At 58.5% G+C, this 15,070-nt stretch carries 13 protein-coding genes; 4 read left to right on the top strand and 9 right to left on the bottom strand.

What is annotated here, in order from left to right:
* Positions 1-70 precede the first annotated feature (70 nt).
* The 6 genes from BD293_RS09350 to BD293_RS09325 form a co-directional block, all read right to left on the bottom strand.
* Positions 71-466: a F0F1 ATP synthase subunit epsilon gene (locus BD293_RS09350; protein ID WP_142081116.1), complete on the bottom strand. Its 396-nt coding sequence runs from the start codon at positions 464-466 to the stop codon at positions 71-73.
* Positions 467-476: 10 nt separating this feature from the next.
* Positions 477-1,895, bottom strand: coding sequence for a F0F1 ATP synthase subunit beta (atpD, locus tag BD293_RS09345; protein ID WP_142081114.1), 1,419 nt, complete (start codon positions 1,893-1,895; stop codon positions 477-479).
* A gap of 21 nt (positions 1,896-1,916) precedes the next feature.
* Entirely contained in the window at positions 1,917-2,786 is an 870-nt protein-coding gene (locus tag BD293_RS09340) for a F0F1 ATP synthase subunit gamma (protein WP_142081112.1), read from the bottom strand.
* Positions 2,787-2,807: 21 nt separating this feature from the next.
* Positions 2,808-4,346, bottom strand: a complete 1,539-nt coding sequence (gene atpA, locus BD293_RS09335; protein ID WP_142081110.1) for a F0F1 ATP synthase subunit alpha — start codon at positions 4,344-4,346, stop codon at positions 2,808-2,810.
* Positions 4,347-4,913: a F0F1 ATP synthase subunit delta gene (locus BD293_RS09330; protein ID WP_142081108.1), complete on the bottom strand. Its 567-nt coding sequence runs from the start codon at positions 4,911-4,913 to the stop codon at positions 4,347-4,349.
* 270 nt (positions 4,914-5,183) lie between these two features.
* Positions 5,184-5,981 (bottom strand): methyltransferase domain-containing protein, encoded by a 798-nt coding sequence (locus tag BD293_RS09325; protein ID WP_142081106.1) that lies wholly within the window; start codon positions 5,979-5,981, stop codon positions 5,184-5,186.
* 84 nt (positions 5,982-6,065) lie between these two features.
* Here BD293_RS09325 and gloB point away from each other — a divergent pair, with 84 nt between their 5' ends.
* The 3 genes from gloB (at position 6,066) to BD293_RS09310 (ending at position 10,181) form a co-directional block, all read left to right on the top strand.
* Positions 6,066-6,833 (top strand): hydroxyacylglutathione hydrolase, encoded by a 768-nt coding sequence (gene gloB / locus BD293_RS09320; RefSeq protein ID WP_142081105.1) that lies wholly within the window; start codon positions 6,066-6,068, stop codon positions 6,831-6,833.
* 168 nt (positions 6,834-7,001) lie between these two features.
* Positions 7,002-9,320 carry an ATP-dependent Clp protease ATP-binding subunit ClpA gene (gene clpA, locus BD293_RS09315; protein WP_142081103.1) on the top strand — a complete coding sequence of 773 codons (2,319 nt, stop codon included), beginning with the start codon at positions 7,002-7,004 and terminating at the stop codon, positions 9,318-9,320.
* Positions 9,321-9,359: 39 nt separating this feature from the next.
* The gene (locus BD293_RS09310; RefSeq protein WP_246086260.1) at positions 9,360-10,181 is read left to right on the top strand and encodes a rhomboid family intramembrane serine protease; all 822 of its coding nucleotides are present in this window, start codon (positions 9,360-9,362) and stop codon (positions 10,179-10,181) included.
* 16 nt (positions 10,182-10,197) lie between these two features.
* Here BD293_RS09310 and BD293_RS09305 read toward each other — a convergent pair whose 3' ends face one another.
* From BD293_RS09305 to BD293_RS09295, 3 genes are read right to left on the bottom strand one after another with little or no spacing between them, the layout of a single operon-like run.
* Complete coding sequence (locus tag BD293_RS09305) at positions 10,198-11,295, bottom strand: ABC transporter ATP-binding protein (protein WP_211841007.1); 1,098 nt, start codon at positions 11,293-11,295, stop codon at positions 10,198-10,200.
* A 9-nt stretch (positions 11,296-11,304) separates the two neighbouring features.
* Positions 11,305-12,894: an ABC transporter permease gene (locus tag BD293_RS09300; protein ID WP_246086259.1), complete on the bottom strand. Its 1,590-nt coding sequence runs from the start codon at positions 12,892-12,894 to the stop codon at positions 11,305-11,307.
* On the bottom strand, positions 12,891-13,880 hold the full coding sequence (locus tag BD293_RS09295) for an extracellular solute-binding protein (protein ID WP_246086258.1): 990 nt from the start codon (positions 13,878-13,880) through the stop codon (positions 12,891-12,893). The genes BD293_RS09300 and BD293_RS09295 overlap by 4 nt, the downstream gene beginning before the upstream one ends.
* 236 nt (positions 13,881-14,116) lie before the next feature.
* On the opposite strand from BD293_RS09295, the gene deoC reads away from it, so the two are divergent.
* Positions 14,117-15,061 carry a deoxyribose-phosphate aldolase gene (gene deoC / locus BD293_RS09290; RefSeq protein ID WP_142081101.1) on the top strand — a complete coding sequence of 315 codons (945 nt, stop codon included), beginning with the start codon at positions 14,117-14,119 and terminating at the stop codon, positions 15,059-15,061.
* Positions 15,062-15,070 lie beyond the last annotated feature (9 nt).

Genomic DNA, 15,070 nt, shown 5'->3' with positions numbered 1-15,070 from the left:
CTTTCATTCTATGAAAAAGCCCCGGTCCGCAAACGGCACCGGGGCTGATTGTTTTCAGGTCTGAACCGCGTCAGGCGATGGTGGCGATGGCGCGTTCCAGATCGTCCGCCGCCTTGTCGAGCGCGTCTTTCTCTGGGCCCGTGGTGTTCGCCGCTTTGGCACGCATCTCTTGCAAGATGGCATCCAGTGCTGCGCGCCCTTCGGCATCAGCGGGAAAGGCACGCTCTGCCAGCACCGATGTGCCTTGCGGTGTGATCTCGGCGAAGCCGCCGGTCACGACATAGCGAATATTTCCGTCCGGCCCCTCAGAGGTCAGCACGCCCGGACGCAATGTGGTGATTGTGGCGGCATGCAAGGGCATGGCCGTCAGATCACCATCTGCGCCGGGAATCTGCACTGCGCGGACCTGACCCGAGGCAAGCTTGCGCTCGGGGCTGACCAGATCGAATTGCATCATCTCAGCCATAAGACCCTCCTCAGGCCGCTGCTGCCAGCTTCTCGGCTTTTGCGATTACGTCGTCGATATCGCCCACCATGTAAAACGCACCTTCAGGCAGGTGATCGTATTCGCCAGCAACCACTGCCTTGAACGATGCAATGGTCTTCTCCAGCGGAACCTGAATCCCGTCAGAGCCGGTGAACACTTTTGCCACGTCGAAGGGCTGCGACAGGAAGCGCTGGATTTTCCGCGCGCGAGCCACGGTCAGTTTGTCTTCTTCGCTCAGTTCGTCCATGCCAAGGATGGCAATGATGTCCTGAAGCGACTTGTAGCGCTGCAAGATACCCTGCACATCGCGGGCAACCTGATAGTGCTCGTCCCCGATATAGGTCGGGTCCATCAGGCGCGAGTTTGAATCGAGCGGGTCCACAGCCGGGTAGATGCCCAGCTCCGAGATGGCGCGCGACAACACGGTGGTTGCGTCAAGGTGGGCAAAGGACGTGGCCGGTGCAGGGTCGGTCAAGTCATCCGCAGGCACGTAGATCGCCTGAACCGAAGTGATCGAGCCTGCTTTGGTCGACGTGATGCGTTCCTGCAACTGGCCCATATCGGTGGCCAGTGTCGGCTGGTAGCCCACAGCCGATGGAATACGACCCAGAAGTGCCGACACTTCCGAACCCGCCTGCGTGAAGCGGAAGATGTTGTCGACGAAGAACAGCACGTCTGTGCCGGACTGGTCGCGGAACTGCTCAGCCAGTGTCAGGCCGGTCAGCGCCACACGGGCACGCGCACCGGGAGGCTCGTTCATCTGGCCGTAAACCAGCGCCACTTTCGACTCGGACAGGTTGTTGATGTTGATAACGCCCGAATCCATCATCTCGTGATAGAGGTCGTTGCCTTCGCGTGTCCGCTCACCCACACCGGCGAAAACCGAGTAGCCAGAGTGCACTTTGGCGATGTTGTTGATCAGTTCCATAATCAGAACTGTCTTGCCCACACCGGCACCGCCGAAGAGGCCGATCTTGCCGCCCTTGGAATAGGGGGCCAGCAGGTCGATGACCTTGATGCCGGTCACCAGGATTTCGCTTTCGGTTGACTGTGCGTCAAAGCCGGGTGCGGGCTGGTGGATTGCGCGGCGTTCGGTCGTTGCAAGTGGCGCGCCCTCATCAATAGGCTCGCCAATGACGTTCAGGATGCGCCCCAGCGTCGCGTCGCCCACGGGAACCATGATCGGTTCGCCGGTGTCGGTCACGGCCTGCCCACGCACCAGACCTTCGGTTGCGTCCATAGCGATGGTGCGCACAGTGCTTTCGCCAAGGTGCTGGGCCACTTCGAGCACCAGACGCTTGCCGTTATTGTCGGTTTCCAGCGCGTTCAGGATGGGGGGCAGCTCTCCGTCGAACTGCACGTCCACGACAGCGCCGATCACCTGTGTGATTTTGCCATTTGAAGCCATTGTCTTCTCTCTCCGGTTTCGTCAGAGCGCCTCGGCGCCCGAAATGATCTCGATAAGCTCTTTGGTGATCGCAGCCTGACGCGAGCGGTTGTAAACCGTTGTCAGCTTGTCGATCATGTCGCCAGCATTGCGTGTGGCGTTGTCCATAGCGGACATGCGCGCACCCTGCTCCGAGGCGCCGTTTTCCAAAAGCGCGGTGAAGATCTGCGTTGTGACCGAACGCGGCAACAAATCTTCAAGGATGGCTTCTTCGGATGGCTCGTAATCATAGAGTGCATCCACCTCGGCACCTTCCGGCACAACGGCGGGAATAATCTGCTTAGGTGTCGGGATCTGGCTGATTACAGATTCGAAGCGGTTGTAGAAGATTGTTGCAACATCGAATTCGCCCGCATCAAACATCTCGAACACTTTTTTCGAGACTTCGGCCGCGTTCTCATAGTTGACGCGTTTGACGTCGCTAAAGTCAACATGGCCGACCATATGCGCAGACAGATCACGCTTCAGCTGTTCACGGCCTTTTTTGCCAACGGTCAGAATCTTGACGGTCTTGCCTTCCTTGATCAGCTTGTTCGCACGGTAGCGCGCGATTTTCACGATCGAAGAGTTGAAGCCACCGCACAAGCCGCGTTCTGCGGTCATCACCACCAGAAGGTGGGTCTGATCGCTGCCGGTACCTGCCAGAAGCTTTGGCGCGGTTTCTGATCCGACAGCCGAAGCTGCCAGACCATTGACCACATCGGCCATCTTGTCGGCATAGGGGCGTGCGGCCACGGCCGCATCCTGGGCGCGGCGAAGTTTCGCCGCCGCGACCATCTGCATGGCTTTCGTGATCTTGCGCGTCGACTTGACGCTCGCGATCCGATTTTTCAGGTCCTTGAGGTTGGGCATGCGCTTATCCTCTCTCCGCCCTTAGGCGAAGTCTTTCGCAAATTCATCCAGAGCAGCGCGAATTTTTTCTTCCAACTCGCCCTTCACCTTGCGGTCATTGACGGTCATGTCCTCCAAGAGGTCCTTATGACGGCCTCGCAGGTGCGCCAGCAAGTCCTTCTCGAAGCGGCCCACATCCTTGACGGCAACGTTGTCGAGATAGCCTTGGGTGCCCGCAAAGATCACGCAGACAATCTCGGCATTGGTCATAGGTGAATACTGGCCTTGCTTCATCAACTCGGTCAGACGCGCACCACGGTTCAGCAGCTTCTGCGTCGACGCATCAAGGTCAGAGCCGAATTGCGCAAAGGCCGCCATTTCGCGGTACTGCGCCAGTTCCAATTTAACCGGACCGGCAACAGATTTCATCGCATCCGTCTGCGCCGAAGACCCCACACGCGACACAGACAGACCTGTGTTCACAGCAGGGCGGATGCCCTGATAGAACAGTTCGGTTTCAAGGAAGATCTGGCCGTCGGTGATCGAAATCACGTTTGTCGGAATAAAGGCCGACACGTCGCCGCCTTGGGTTTCAATGATCGGCAGCGCGGTCAGTGACCCTGCGCCGTGATCGTCGTTCAGCTTGGCCGAACGCTCCAGCAAGCGCGAGTGCAGATAGAACACGTCGCCGGGATAGGCTTCGCGGCCCGGTGGGCGGCGCAGCAGCAGCGACATCTGGCGATACGCAACAGCCTGCTTGGACAAGTCATCATAGATGATCAGCGCATGGCGGCCATTGTCGCGGAAATGCTCGGCCATTGCGGTTGCGGCATAGGGGGCCAGAAACTGCATGGGTGCGGGGTCAGAAGCGGTTGCGGCGACCACGATCGTGTATTCAATCGCGCCGGTTTCTTCCAGCTTCTTCACCAACTGCGCCACGGTCGAGCGCTTCTGGCCGATGGCAACATAGACGCAATACAGCTTCTTGCTTTCATCGTCGCCAGCAGCCTCATTATAGCTCTTCTGGTTCAGGATCGTATCGAGTGCCACGGCCGTCTTGCCGGTCTGGCGGTCGCCAATGATCAGCTCGCGCTGGCCACGGCCAATCGGGATCATTGCGTCAACCGACTTCAGGCCCGTTGCCATCGGTTCATGCACCGATTTGCGCGGGATAATGCCGGGTGCTTTCACATCCGCAACCGAGCGCTTGGAGGTCTTGATCGGACCTTTGCCATCAATCGCATTTCCAAGGCCGTCAACAACGCGCCCCAGCAGCTCGTCACCGACTGGCACGTCCACGATGGATTTGGTGCGCTTGACGATGTCGCCTTCCTTGATGCCGCGGTCATCGCCGAAAATAACGATACCGACATTGTCGGCTTCAAGGTTCAGCGCCATGCCGCGAATACCACCGGGGAATTCGACCATTTCACCAGCCTGAACATTGTCCAGACCATGCACACGCGCAATCCCGTCACCGACGGACAGCACACGGCCAACTTCGGCAACTTCTACATCCTGACCAAAGTTCTTGATCTGCTCTTTCAGGATCGCAGAGATCTCAGCTGCTTGGATACCCATTTATCCGACCTCTTTCATACTGTTCTTGAGGGCCGCGAGCTGCGCGCGGATCGACGTGTCGATCATTTGCGAGCCCACCTTGATGACAAGACCGCCGATGAGAGTTTCATCAACGGTCAGCTTGAGTTTTATATCCTTGCCGATACGCGATTTCAGCGTTGTGACAAGGTCTTTTTCCTGTGCCGGTGTCAAAGCCTGCGCTGATGACACGTCGGCAGTGACCTCGCCTTTCTCGGCGGCCAGCATTTCTGTCAGTGCTGCAAGCACCTGCGGCAGTGCAAAAAGCCTGCGCTTTGACGCCATCAGCCCCAATGTGCCGCTGACTGTCTTGGACAGTTTCATTTTCTTTGCGACTGCGGTGATGGCCTGTGAAACCTGATCCCGCGAATAGGCGGGCGAAACCAGAAGATTGCGCAAATCAGCGCTTTCGCTCAGCGCGCCTTCCAGCGCGTCGATATCTGCTTCCAGAGATTTGAGAGATTTGGACTCTTTGGAGAGTTCAAAAACTGCCGTGGCATAGCGTTGTGCGATGCCAGTGGAGATCGAAGCTGGTTCGGACACGTCCATCCTTCCATCTGTTTTACATCGAGCCTCGCGCAGGCCCGATATCATGAATGCTAACGTAGACGCGGCATGTGAAATCGGCGCGGGTTTAGCAGAGGGTTTTTGATGCTGCAACCGTCAAGGTCGCGCCTTTGTGAGAAAGGGTCTAATAAAAGAGGGGTGCAGTGCGACAATCTGCCACAAGCTTGCGCTATCATTCGTCGGAGTGCCGCGCAAGCGCGCAACTATCCGCACAATGTGCCTGATTTTTTTGCCGCCACAATTCATGATTCCCTAACCCGTGTTTCTTAGGTGGCGCGCGGCCATGTGCCGTTGACCCTTGCGCCATGCGGGTTGGGTTCCGCTTTCGCGCACGGGGTCCAATATGCGCAAGGGTTTGCGTTCGCGCACGTTCAGGCCAGAGGGGCGCGGCGCGTCTGCAACCCGCGTCGCTTCAACCAGCAACACCCCGCCTGCGTGATAGCGCGACAGCTTCTGGCCCATATTTTCTAACATCATCGCCCAACGCAGCCATGACGCACGGTCGCGCGGGGGGAAGAACAATGCCGCCGAATGGCTGTCCACGGCGAACCCGTGCTCGACCAGCAATGTCTCGACTTGACCCAATGAGTATGGCCGCCCAAGACCAAAGGGTGTCCCATCCCGCCGCGCCCAAAGCCCTGAGCGATTTGGCAGAATCAACACAACCTTTGCGCCGATCTTCAGCACGCGCGCGGCCTCTGCCATCAGGGCGGCGGGGCGCTCGGACGTCTCAATCCCGTGCAGGACCACCAAGCGGTCAATGCTGTCAGAGGCAAGCGGCCAGTTCGTTTCTTCCACCAGCACCGAATGATTGGCGGCCTCGGCGGGCCAGTGCATGACCCCTTGTTGCGCAGGCATCAGGGCAATCACGCGCCGCGCGTCTTGCAGGCAAGGGCGCAGCAACGGCGCGGCAAAGCCGAACCCGGCAACAGACAATCCTGCGACCGACGGCCAAAAGGCAGTCAAACGGTCACGCATGGCCTTTTGCGCGGCACGCCCAAGCGCGCTGGTATAGTAGAAATCGCGCAGGAAGCAGACGTCTTGATGCATTCTATCTCGCGTATTCGATGGGTTGCGCCGCATCGCCTCATCCCTCACACTGCCCAAAACCGACGGAAATGCAAGGAAAACACCATGCCCCTGACCCTCAAGACCGTCCCATGTTTGCGCGACAATTACGCCTATCTGATTCATGATGCCGAGAGCGGGCGCACAGCCATCGTTGATGTTCCCGAAGCGGCCCCTGTTCAGCGCGCGCTGGCACAGGCGGGATGGCAGCTCACCGATATCCTGATTACGCATCATCATGACGATCACATTGATGGCGTCGAAGAGCTCCGCGCAGCGACCGGTGCCTCCGTCTGGGGCGCACGGGCAGATCGGCACCGCCTTCCCCCGCTTGATCATGCACTAGACAAAGGCGATGTCGTCACCTTTGGGGGGGCCACCGGACATGTGATCGACGTGCCCGGCCATACTGTCGGGCATATCGCCTTTCACTTCCCTGATAGCGGTCTGGCCTTTACTGCCGACAGCCTGATGGCTTTGGGCTGCGGGCGTCTGTTTGAGGGAACCGCCGCACAAATGTGGGACAGTCTGACAAAACTGATGGCGTTGCCCGATGACACATTGATGTGTTCGGGGCATGACTACATAAAGGGGAACGGCGCATTTGCGTTGAGTGTCGACCCTGACAACACCGCCCTGCATGACAGACTGACAAAACTGGACACGGACCGCGCCGCTGGCCTGCCGATGGCCGTTGCAACTCTGCGTGTTGAGAAGGCGACAAACCCTTTTCTTCGTGCCTCTCAAGACTACCTGAAACGTATCCATTTCAAAGAGGCTGTGACCGATCTGGAGATGTTTGCCTATCTTCGTGGCTTGAAAGACAGGTTTTAGGCGATCATCTTGCGGGCAATGGCCAAGAAAACTTGCCAGATCACGGGGGATACGGCACAGTTTACGAAATAACTCTTGAAGCTCGGAGAATAAAACCGAAGTTTAAGACTATGAGGCGATACCGGAAGCCGGTTATCCCGGCAACCATCAGAAACAGGAGCGTCTGACGTGCCAAGCTTTTCGACAACACTCGAGCAATCCATCCACGGTGCCTTGGCGCTGGCCAACACCCGTCGGCACGAATTCGCAACACTCGAGCATCTGCTGCTCTCCTTGCTGGATGAACCAGATGCAAGTCGTGTGATGCTGGCCTGCAATGTCGATCTTGATGGGTTGCGAAAAACCCTTCAGGATTTCGTAGAAGAAGAGTTGTCATCACTGGTGACCGACATCGAAGGGTCCGAGGCTGTGCCGACCGCAGCATTCCAGCGCGTCATCCAGCGCGCGGCCATTCATGTCCAAAGTTCGGGCCGCAATGAGGTGACGGGCGCGAATGTGCTGGTCGCAATCTTTGCGGAACGCGAATCCAATGCGGCCTATTTCCTGCAAGAACAGGACATGACCCGCTATGATGCCGTAAACTTCATCGCGCATGGCGTGGCGAAGAATTCGCAATATTCCGAAAGCCGCCCCGTCTCTGGCGCGGATGAGGAAGAGGCCGAACAAGCCAAACCCGAGGATAAGGCGAAAGAAACCGCCCTTGGCAAATATTGTGTCGATCTAAACGCCAAAGCCCGCAAGGGCGAGGTGGACCCGCTGATCGGTCGCGCCTCTGAGGTGGAGCGCTGCATTCAAGTGCTTTGCCGCCGCCGCAAGAACAACCCGCTGCTGGTGGGTGATCCGGGCGTGGGCAAGACAGCGATTGCCGAAGGTCTGGCCAAAAAGATCGTCGAAGGGCAGACGCCCGACATCCTTGCACATTCCACAATCTTCTCGCTGGATATGGGCGCGCTTCTCGCAGGCACGCGCTATCGCGGCGACTTTGAAGAGCGTCTGAAATCCGTGGTGCAGGAACTTGAAGATCATCCCGATGCTGTGCTGTTCATCGACGAAATTCACACAGTGATCGGTGCCGGTGCAACGTCAGGCGGGGCGATGGATGCGTCAAACTTGCTGAAGCCTGCGCTTCAGGGCGGCAAGCTGCGGTGCATGGGTTCGACGACTTACAAGGAATTCCGTCAGCATTTCGAGAAGGACCGCGCCCTGTCGCGGCGCTTCCAGAAAATCGACGTGGTCGAACCAACGGTCGAAGATTCGATCAAGATCCTGATGGGCCTCAAGCCTTATTTCGAGGAACACCATGATATCCGCTACACGAATGATGCCATCAAGATCGCGGTGGAGCTGTCGGCACGCTATATCAATGATCGCAAATTGCCCGACAAGGCCATTGATGTGATTGATGAAGCGGGCGCAGCGCAGCATCTTCTGACCGAGTCCAAGCGCCGCAAGACAATCGGCCCGAAAGAGATCGAGGCTGTTGTTGCCAAGATCGCACGCATCCCGCCGAAGAACGTATCAAAAGACGATTCAGAAATGCTGCGCGATCTGGAAGGGTCGCTCAAGCGGGTGGTGTTCGGTCAGGATCAGGCCATCAGCGCGCTGTCATCTGCCATCAAACTGGCCCGCGCCGGTCTGCGCGAACCTGAAAAGCCCATCGGCAACTACTTGTTTGCAGGCCCGACAGGTGTCGGCAAAACCGAAGTGGCCAAGCAACTGGCTGACACATTGGGCGTTGAATTGCTGCGCTTCGACATGTCGGAATACATGGAGAAGCATGCCGTCAGCCGTCTGATCGGTGCCCCTCCCGGCTATGTCGGGTTCGATCAGGGCGGGCTGTTGACCGACGGTGTCGACCAGCACCCGCATTGCGTATTGCTGTTGGACGAGATGGAGAAAGCGCATCCTGACGTCTACAACATCCTGTTGCAGGTCATGGATCACGGCCAGCTGACCGACCATAACGGGCGCACCGTCAACTTCCGCAATGTCATTCTTATCATGACATCAAACGCGGGCGCGATGGAGCAGGCGAAAGCAGCGATCGGCTTTGGTCGTGACCGGCGCGAAGGCGAAGATACGGCTGCGATCGAGCGGACATTTACGCCTGAATTCCGCAACCGTCTGGACGCCGTGATCAGCTTTGCGCCATTGCCACGTTCGGTGATCATGCGTGTGGTCGAGAAATTCGTTCTGCAACTCGAAGCGCAGTTGATGGACCGCAATGTGACCATCGACCTGACCGAAGAAGCAGCAGCATGGCTGGCCGAGAAAGGCTATGATGACAAAATGGGCGCGCGGCCTCTGGCCCGTGTGATCCAGGAGTATATCAAAAAGCCGCTCGCCGAAGAGTTGTTGTTTGGCAAGCTTGCGAAAGGTGGCGTTGTGCAAGTTCATGTGCGCGACGGGGCAATCGCACTGAAGATGGACGGGCCAGATGCCAAGCGTATCTCGGGGAATAAACCCCCTTTGCTGACCGCCGAATAAGGCAGCTTTCTTTCGCCCGATGGCTTCAAAACGGCGCCCATGAATATATTCAGGGCGCCGTTCCTTTTTGAAAAGCGCGCATATATGCTCATCCCGATCCGCGACCATAACCCGTCTCGCCAGCGCCCTTATGTGACCTATGCGCTTCTGGCGTCAAATGTTGTGATTTTCGCGCTCTATTTCCCCTTGTTTTCAGATGATTACGCGCTGATGCGCTTTTTTCATGAATGGGGCATGTTGCCTGCGCGTCTCAGCTATGGCGAAGGCTATGCAACGCTGATTTCGCACCAGTTCCTGCATGGCGACATGCTGCATCTGGGCGCGAACATGCTGTTTCTATGGATATTCGGCGATAATATGGAAGAAGTGTGGGGCCATTGGAAGTTCCTGATCTTCTATCTGGTCTGCGGTCTGGCAGCGGCGGGCCTGCAATATGCAGCAGAGCCTGCGTCCATGATCCCGATGGTCGGCGCGTCCGGCGCGATTGCGGGGGTGCTGGGGGGGTATTTTCTGTTCTACCCGCGTGCGCGCGTCGATATGTTCCTGTTCCTGATTATAATCTTTCGTGTCATCCCGATTCCGGCATGGCTGGTTCTAGGCAGTTGGTTTGTCTTTCAGATATTGGGCGGGCTAAGTGTGCCGGTTGATGCAGGCGGTGTGGCCTATTGGGCGCATGCGGGCGGCTTTGTGGCGGGTATTATCCTGTGCGTGCCGCTCTGGCTGCGTATGGGCGGGCGCAAATATTGGGCGCGCTGCCACGGCCACCCACCCCATGCCGAAGCACAATATCGCTTTGTGAAATCCGATATCCCGAAGGCAGGGCGCAAAAGCCGCTTTCGGCCCAGCCCTTGGCGCAGATGAACGCAAACGCGAAGTCTTAGCTTAAGGGGACCACGCAATCGCATATCCGCAGCCGCACGCGCGCGCCCACGTCAATCATCGCGCCGGCACCAGAGATGACCAGCATACAACGCTCGCCTTCCTGCACCCAGTACAGTTGATCATGCCCACGGAATTCACGCCCCACGACCGAGGCGGGGCCATCCGAGTCTGCCTCCAGCATGATCTGCTCGGGGCGCACAGAGAGTGACACCGCGCCATTGGCCGCGCGCGACAGGGGCAGGGTGCCAAACTCGGTTTTGACCTCCATCCCGGACGCTGTGCCGCTGAGAATGTTCGAGCGCCCCAGAAATGACGCAACAAAAGCCGAGACCGGGTTGCGGTAAATCTCGTCAGGTGTGCCGATCTGGATGACACGGCCCTTTTCCATCACGGCAATGCGGTCGGCCACGGCCATCGCTTCTTCCTGATCATGCGTGACCAGAATCGCGGCAGAGCCTGCGGCCTTCAGAAATTTTCTGACTTCCTGCCGCGTCTCGACCCGCATCGCGGCATCCAGATTAGAGAAAGGTTCGTCCAGAAGCACAAGGGGCGGGGCCACGGCCAATGTGCGGGCCAAGGCAACGCGCTGCTGCTGTCCGCCCGATAATTCATGCGGCTTGCGTGCCCCCAGCGCCTCTAGCCCGACCAGCGCCAGCATTTCGCGTGCGCGGGCGTCTGCATCGGCGCGGCTCAGTTTGCGCAGGCCGAATTTCACATTGTCGAACACGCTCAGATGCGGGAACAGCGCGTAATCCTGAAACACGAACCCAATTCCGCGCGCCTCTGGTGGAAGATCGGTGATATCGCGGTCCCTCAGGGCAATGCGCCCGTCATCAGGGCTTTCAAATCCGCCAATCATGCGCAGGGTCGTGGTCTTGCCACAGCCCGACGGGCCCAGCAGGGCAAGCATTTCGCCTTCGCCCAGATCAAAGCTGACACGTTCGACCGCCGCAGCCTCGCCCTTGGTGAACTGTTTGCGCAGTTTTTCGACATTCAGCAATGTTTTGGTCGGCCGCGTGCGAAAGCCAAGCGGCGAGGCATCTGCCGGCATTTTGAAGCTGAGTATTTTGGGGCGCGGGGTCATGTCATTCATGGGGGTGATTTATCCTGCCTTCTTGTCATGACGCAACACGAAGCCCACGAAAATCGCGGAAAATGCCATGATTGCGGCGGCATAGGGCGCGGCTTCGACCAGCATCCCCTCAGAGGTGCGCGAGAACATCGTGATGGAGAGGGGGCGAAACCCTGTGGGCGACAGCAAAAAGGCGATGGGCAATTCCTTCATGGCGATCACAAAGACCAGAACCATGCCCGCCACCACACCCGGCCGGATTGACGGCAGCGTGACGCGCCAGAAAACCGAGAATGGCCCATGCCCCAAGGCACGCGCCGATTCCTCGATCGAGGGGCGGGTCTGGTAAAACGCCGAGCGTATCGGCCCGATGGCCAGTGCAAGGAAGCTGAGCGCATAGACTGTGATCAGAAGCGTGTGCGTCTGATACAGCCAGCGTGCCCCTTGCAGCGAGAAGAAGACGAAAGCCAATGCAAAGGCCAGCGCCGGAATGGCATAGCCCACAAAGGCCAGCCGGTTGATGAGCGTCGACAGGCGCGAGGGGTAGCGCACGGCCAGCACCGCCACAGGCAGCGCCATCAATGCGGCCAGTATCGCAGACGGAACCGCCACGGAGAGCGACTGCATGAAGCTGTCAAACAGCGGCTTGAGCACAGGCCCGATGGGCGAGCGGGTCATCCAGAAACTGAGAACCGCCACCGGCAGGCCCAATGAGGCGAGGACCGCGACGCCGGAAAAACTCCAGCCCGCAATTTTGCCGCCCCATCCAAGGGCCAGCCGCTTTGATCCTGTACCGCTGCCAGAACCAGTGCGCGCATAGCTCGTGCCTTCGCGCAACCGGCTTTCCCACCAGACCACCGACAGCGCAATCGCAATCAGGATCAGCGCCAGCCATGACGCATAAAGCCGGTCAAATGCGGCGGTGTATTGCTGGTAGATCACAAAGGAAAACGCCTCATAGCGCATCAGCGCGACGGCACCGAAATCGCCAATCACATACAGGCCGATCACCAGCCATCCGGCCATAAGCGCAGGCAGCAGATGGGGCAGGGTAACGCGGGCAAAAACCTCTTTCGGGCCACAGCCAAGGGCGCGCGCGCTTTCTTCCAGCCCTTGATCCAGCCCCGCAAAGGCCGCGCGCAAATTCAGATACAAATACGGAAAACAATAAAGCGACAGCGCCAATGACGCCCCCCACAGCCCTTGCATGCGCGGAATGGTCACGCCGAAAACCTGATTGAGGAAACCGTAATTCCCCGACAGCCCTATCAGCGCATAGGCCATCACATAACCCGGCACCGCCAGCGGCAGGACAGCCAGCACATTGATGATACGACGCCCCGGCAAGTCCGTCCGGCTGACCAGCCATGCCAGCGGCAGCGCAAGAACAGTGCAAAGTGCCAGAACGCAGGCGGTCAGTAGAAATGTATTGATCAAAAGCTGCCCGGTGCGCGGGCGTGTCAGCAAGGCCCAGACTGTCGGCAGGTCGGCCTGAAACGCCCGTAAGAGCAGGTAATAGATTGGCAAAAGCATCAAGGCCCCGATCCCGAGGCCAAGTGCCGAAAACAGCACACGGGCCGCCGGTAAGCGGCGGCCCGATATGAAATCGATAGCTGTCAAAGCAGTCCCGATTCGCGGATGAGTTCCAGAGTGCCTTCCATATCAACGATCAGGTTGAGGTCAAACTCTGGTGCAGCATCGGTCGCCTGCTGGTAAGTCAGCCCACGGCCCTGAACTGGCACAATGCCTTCACCGGTCACCGGGAACTCGTACACATTGCCTGTGAAATACTGCTGCGCAGTCTGACCAAGCAGGAAGTCGACGAAAGCAACTGCGTCGTCTTTGTTCTCGCTGCTTTCCAGCACACCGATGCCGGCAACCATCATCAGGTTCCCGATATCGCCAGCCTCAAAGGTGGCTTGTGCGACAGGGAAATCGGGGTCGGATGCCAGAAAGCGACCCAGATAGTAGTTGTTTGTCAGCATGATGTCGGCTTCGCCATCGGCGATGGCCTGATAGCCCGCAGTGTTGTTGCTGACGATAACAGGCTCAATCGCAGCCAAGCCCTGCAACCATTCCAGCGCATATTCATCGCTGGTGGCTTCGCGCAGGGCTGCGACATGGGCGATGAATGACCCGTTGGTCGGGGCCAGCGCCATACGGCCTGTGAACCGCTCATCCGTCAGGTCTGCCAGTGTGGCTGGCAATTCGCCCTCTTCCACCCGCTCTGGCGAGTAGATGACAGCGCGCGAGCGGCCGGAAATTCCGATCCAGCGACCGTCTGCGTCACGATAGACAGAGTCGACTCTTTCCAGCGTTTCGCCGGGCATTTCGGCAAACAGGGGTTTAGTGACCCCAAGAGCTGCCACATCTTGCGCCCAGAACAGGTCGGCAGGCGAACGGTCGCCTTCTTCGTCCAGCAGAATTGCCAACTCGGCAGTGCCGCCATAACGCACATTAACATTGATGCCTGTTTCGGCAGTGAACCGCTCGATGATCGGTGCGACCAGCGTTTCGCCACGGCCAGAATACAGCGTCACATCTGCCAGCATTGGCGTGGCTGCAAAGGCTGTAAGTGCGACAACAGAATTTCGTAGAAAGTTCATGGTTTCCCCCATAGGGTCAGGTTTCAGATCCATGCAGGAACAGGACCCCGGTACCACGCCCAAATGCGCTTCCCTCTCGCGGCGCGCCGCTCAATTCCTACTGATATTGTCAGTTATTATACCTGATCAGTTTCGTCAACATCATCTTTTGCGGTAAAGCGGATGATTTTGAAACAGGGATTGCCTCGCAGTTATGCCATGCGCATAGTGCCTTGAGTTTTTCCAGAGTGGACCTGATGACGCATTCTCGCAACCCCGGAACCGCCCTTGACTGCGACAGCTTCACGGCTGTGAACCGGCCCGCAAGCGCGCGCCGCGCCGCCAGCATGATCGCGCGCCGCTCTGTGAAAGGCCCGTATCAGGCGGCATGGCTGCTGAACGCCATCGCGTGCATGGACTTGACCACCCTTGCCGGGGACGACACGCCAGATCGCGTGCGCCGCCTGTGCGCCAAGGCCCGCAGACCCCTGACGAATGAAATTGTGGCGGGCCTTGGGTTGGACGCCATGCCACAGGTTGGCGCTGTCTGCGTCTATCCCACGATGGTCGCGCCCGCCGTCAAGGCATTGGAGGGGGCGGGTATTCCGGTCGCCTCGGTCGCAACAGGGTTTCCCGCCGGGCTGATGCCGCTGGACCTGCGTCTGGCTGAAATTCGCTATGCGGTCGATCAGGGTGCGCAGGAAATCGACATCGTGATCACGCGCGCGCATGTGCTGGGCGGCGACTGGGCCGCACTTTATGACGAGGTTGCGGCCATGCGTGCAGCCTGCGGCCCTGCGCATTTGAAAGCCATTCTCGCAACCGGTGATCTGGTCACGCTCTCGAATGTCTATGCCGCGTCACAAGTGGCCATGCAGGCGGGCGCTGATTTCATCAAAACCTCGACCGGCAAGGAAGGGGTGAATGCGACCTTGCCTGTGGGCCTGACCATGTGCCGCGCCATCCGCGATTACCGGGCCGCGACAGGGCAGATCGTCGGCTTCAAGCCCGCAGGCGGGATGAAAACCGCCAAGGATGCGTTGAACTGGCAAATTCTGATGCGCGAGGAGTTGGGCCGTGACTGGCTGCGCCCCGATCTGTTCCGCCTTGGCGCGTCATCCATGCTGGCGGATATCGAGCGTCAGTTGTCCCATTATGTGACGGGGCGCTACGCCGCCCATCACCGCCATGCGCTTGCCTGAAGGAACAGT

The sequence above is a fragment of the Roseinatronobacter monicus genome, assembly GCF_006716865.1.
GTDB classification, from domain to species: domain Bacteria; phylum Pseudomonadota; class Alphaproteobacteria; order Rhodobacterales; family Rhodobacteraceae; genus Roseinatronobacter; species Roseinatronobacter monicus.
The sequence above is the reverse complement of the archived record's forward strand: the minus strand, read 5'-3'. Positions and strand labels throughout refer to the sequence as shown.

Bases quoted from the DNA above. Each gene is read 5' to 3' on its own strand.
- BD293_RS09330 (WP_142081108.1), bottom strand. From the start codon at position 4,913: ATGGACGTGTCCGAACCAGCTTCGATCTCCACTGGCATCGCACAACGC.
- BD293_RS09305 (WP_211841007.1), bottom strand. From the start codon at position 11,295: ATGAATGACATGACCCCGCGCCCCAAAATACTCAGCTTCAAAATGCCG.
- BD293_RS09325 (WP_142081106.1), bottom strand. From the start codon at position 5,981: ATGCATCAAGACGTCTGCTTCCTGCGCGATTTCTACTATACCAGCGCG.
- atpD (WP_142081114.1), bottom strand. From the start codon at position 1,895: ATGGCTTCAAATGGCAAAATCACACAGGTGATCGGCGCTGTCGTGGAC.
- deoC (WP_142081101.1), top strand. From the start codon at position 14,117: ATGACGCATTCTCGCAACCCCGGAACCGCCCTTGACTGCGACAGCTTC.
- gloB (WP_142081105.1), top strand. From the start codon at position 6,066: ATGCCCCTGACCCTCAAGACCGTCCCATGTTTGCGCGACAATTACGCC.
- BD293_RS09340 (WP_142081112.1), bottom strand. From the start codon at position 2,786: ATGCCCAACCTCAAGGACCTGAAAAATCGGATCGCGAGCGTCAAGTCG.
- atpA (WP_142081110.1), bottom strand. From the start codon at position 4,346: ATGGGTATCCAAGCAGCTGAGATCTCTGCGATCCTGAAAGAGCAGATC.
- BD293_RS09350 (WP_142081116.1), bottom strand. From the start codon at position 466: ATGGCTGAGATGATGCAATTCGATCTGGTCAGCCCCGAGCGCAAGCTT.
- BD293_RS09295 (WP_246086258.1), bottom strand. From the start codon at position 13,880: ATGAACTTTCTACGAAATTCTGTTGTCGCACTTACAGCCTTTGCAGCC.
- BD293_RS09310 (WP_246086260.1), top strand. From the start codon at position 9,360: ATGAATATATTCAGGGCGCCGTTCCTTTTTGAAAAGCGCGCATATATG.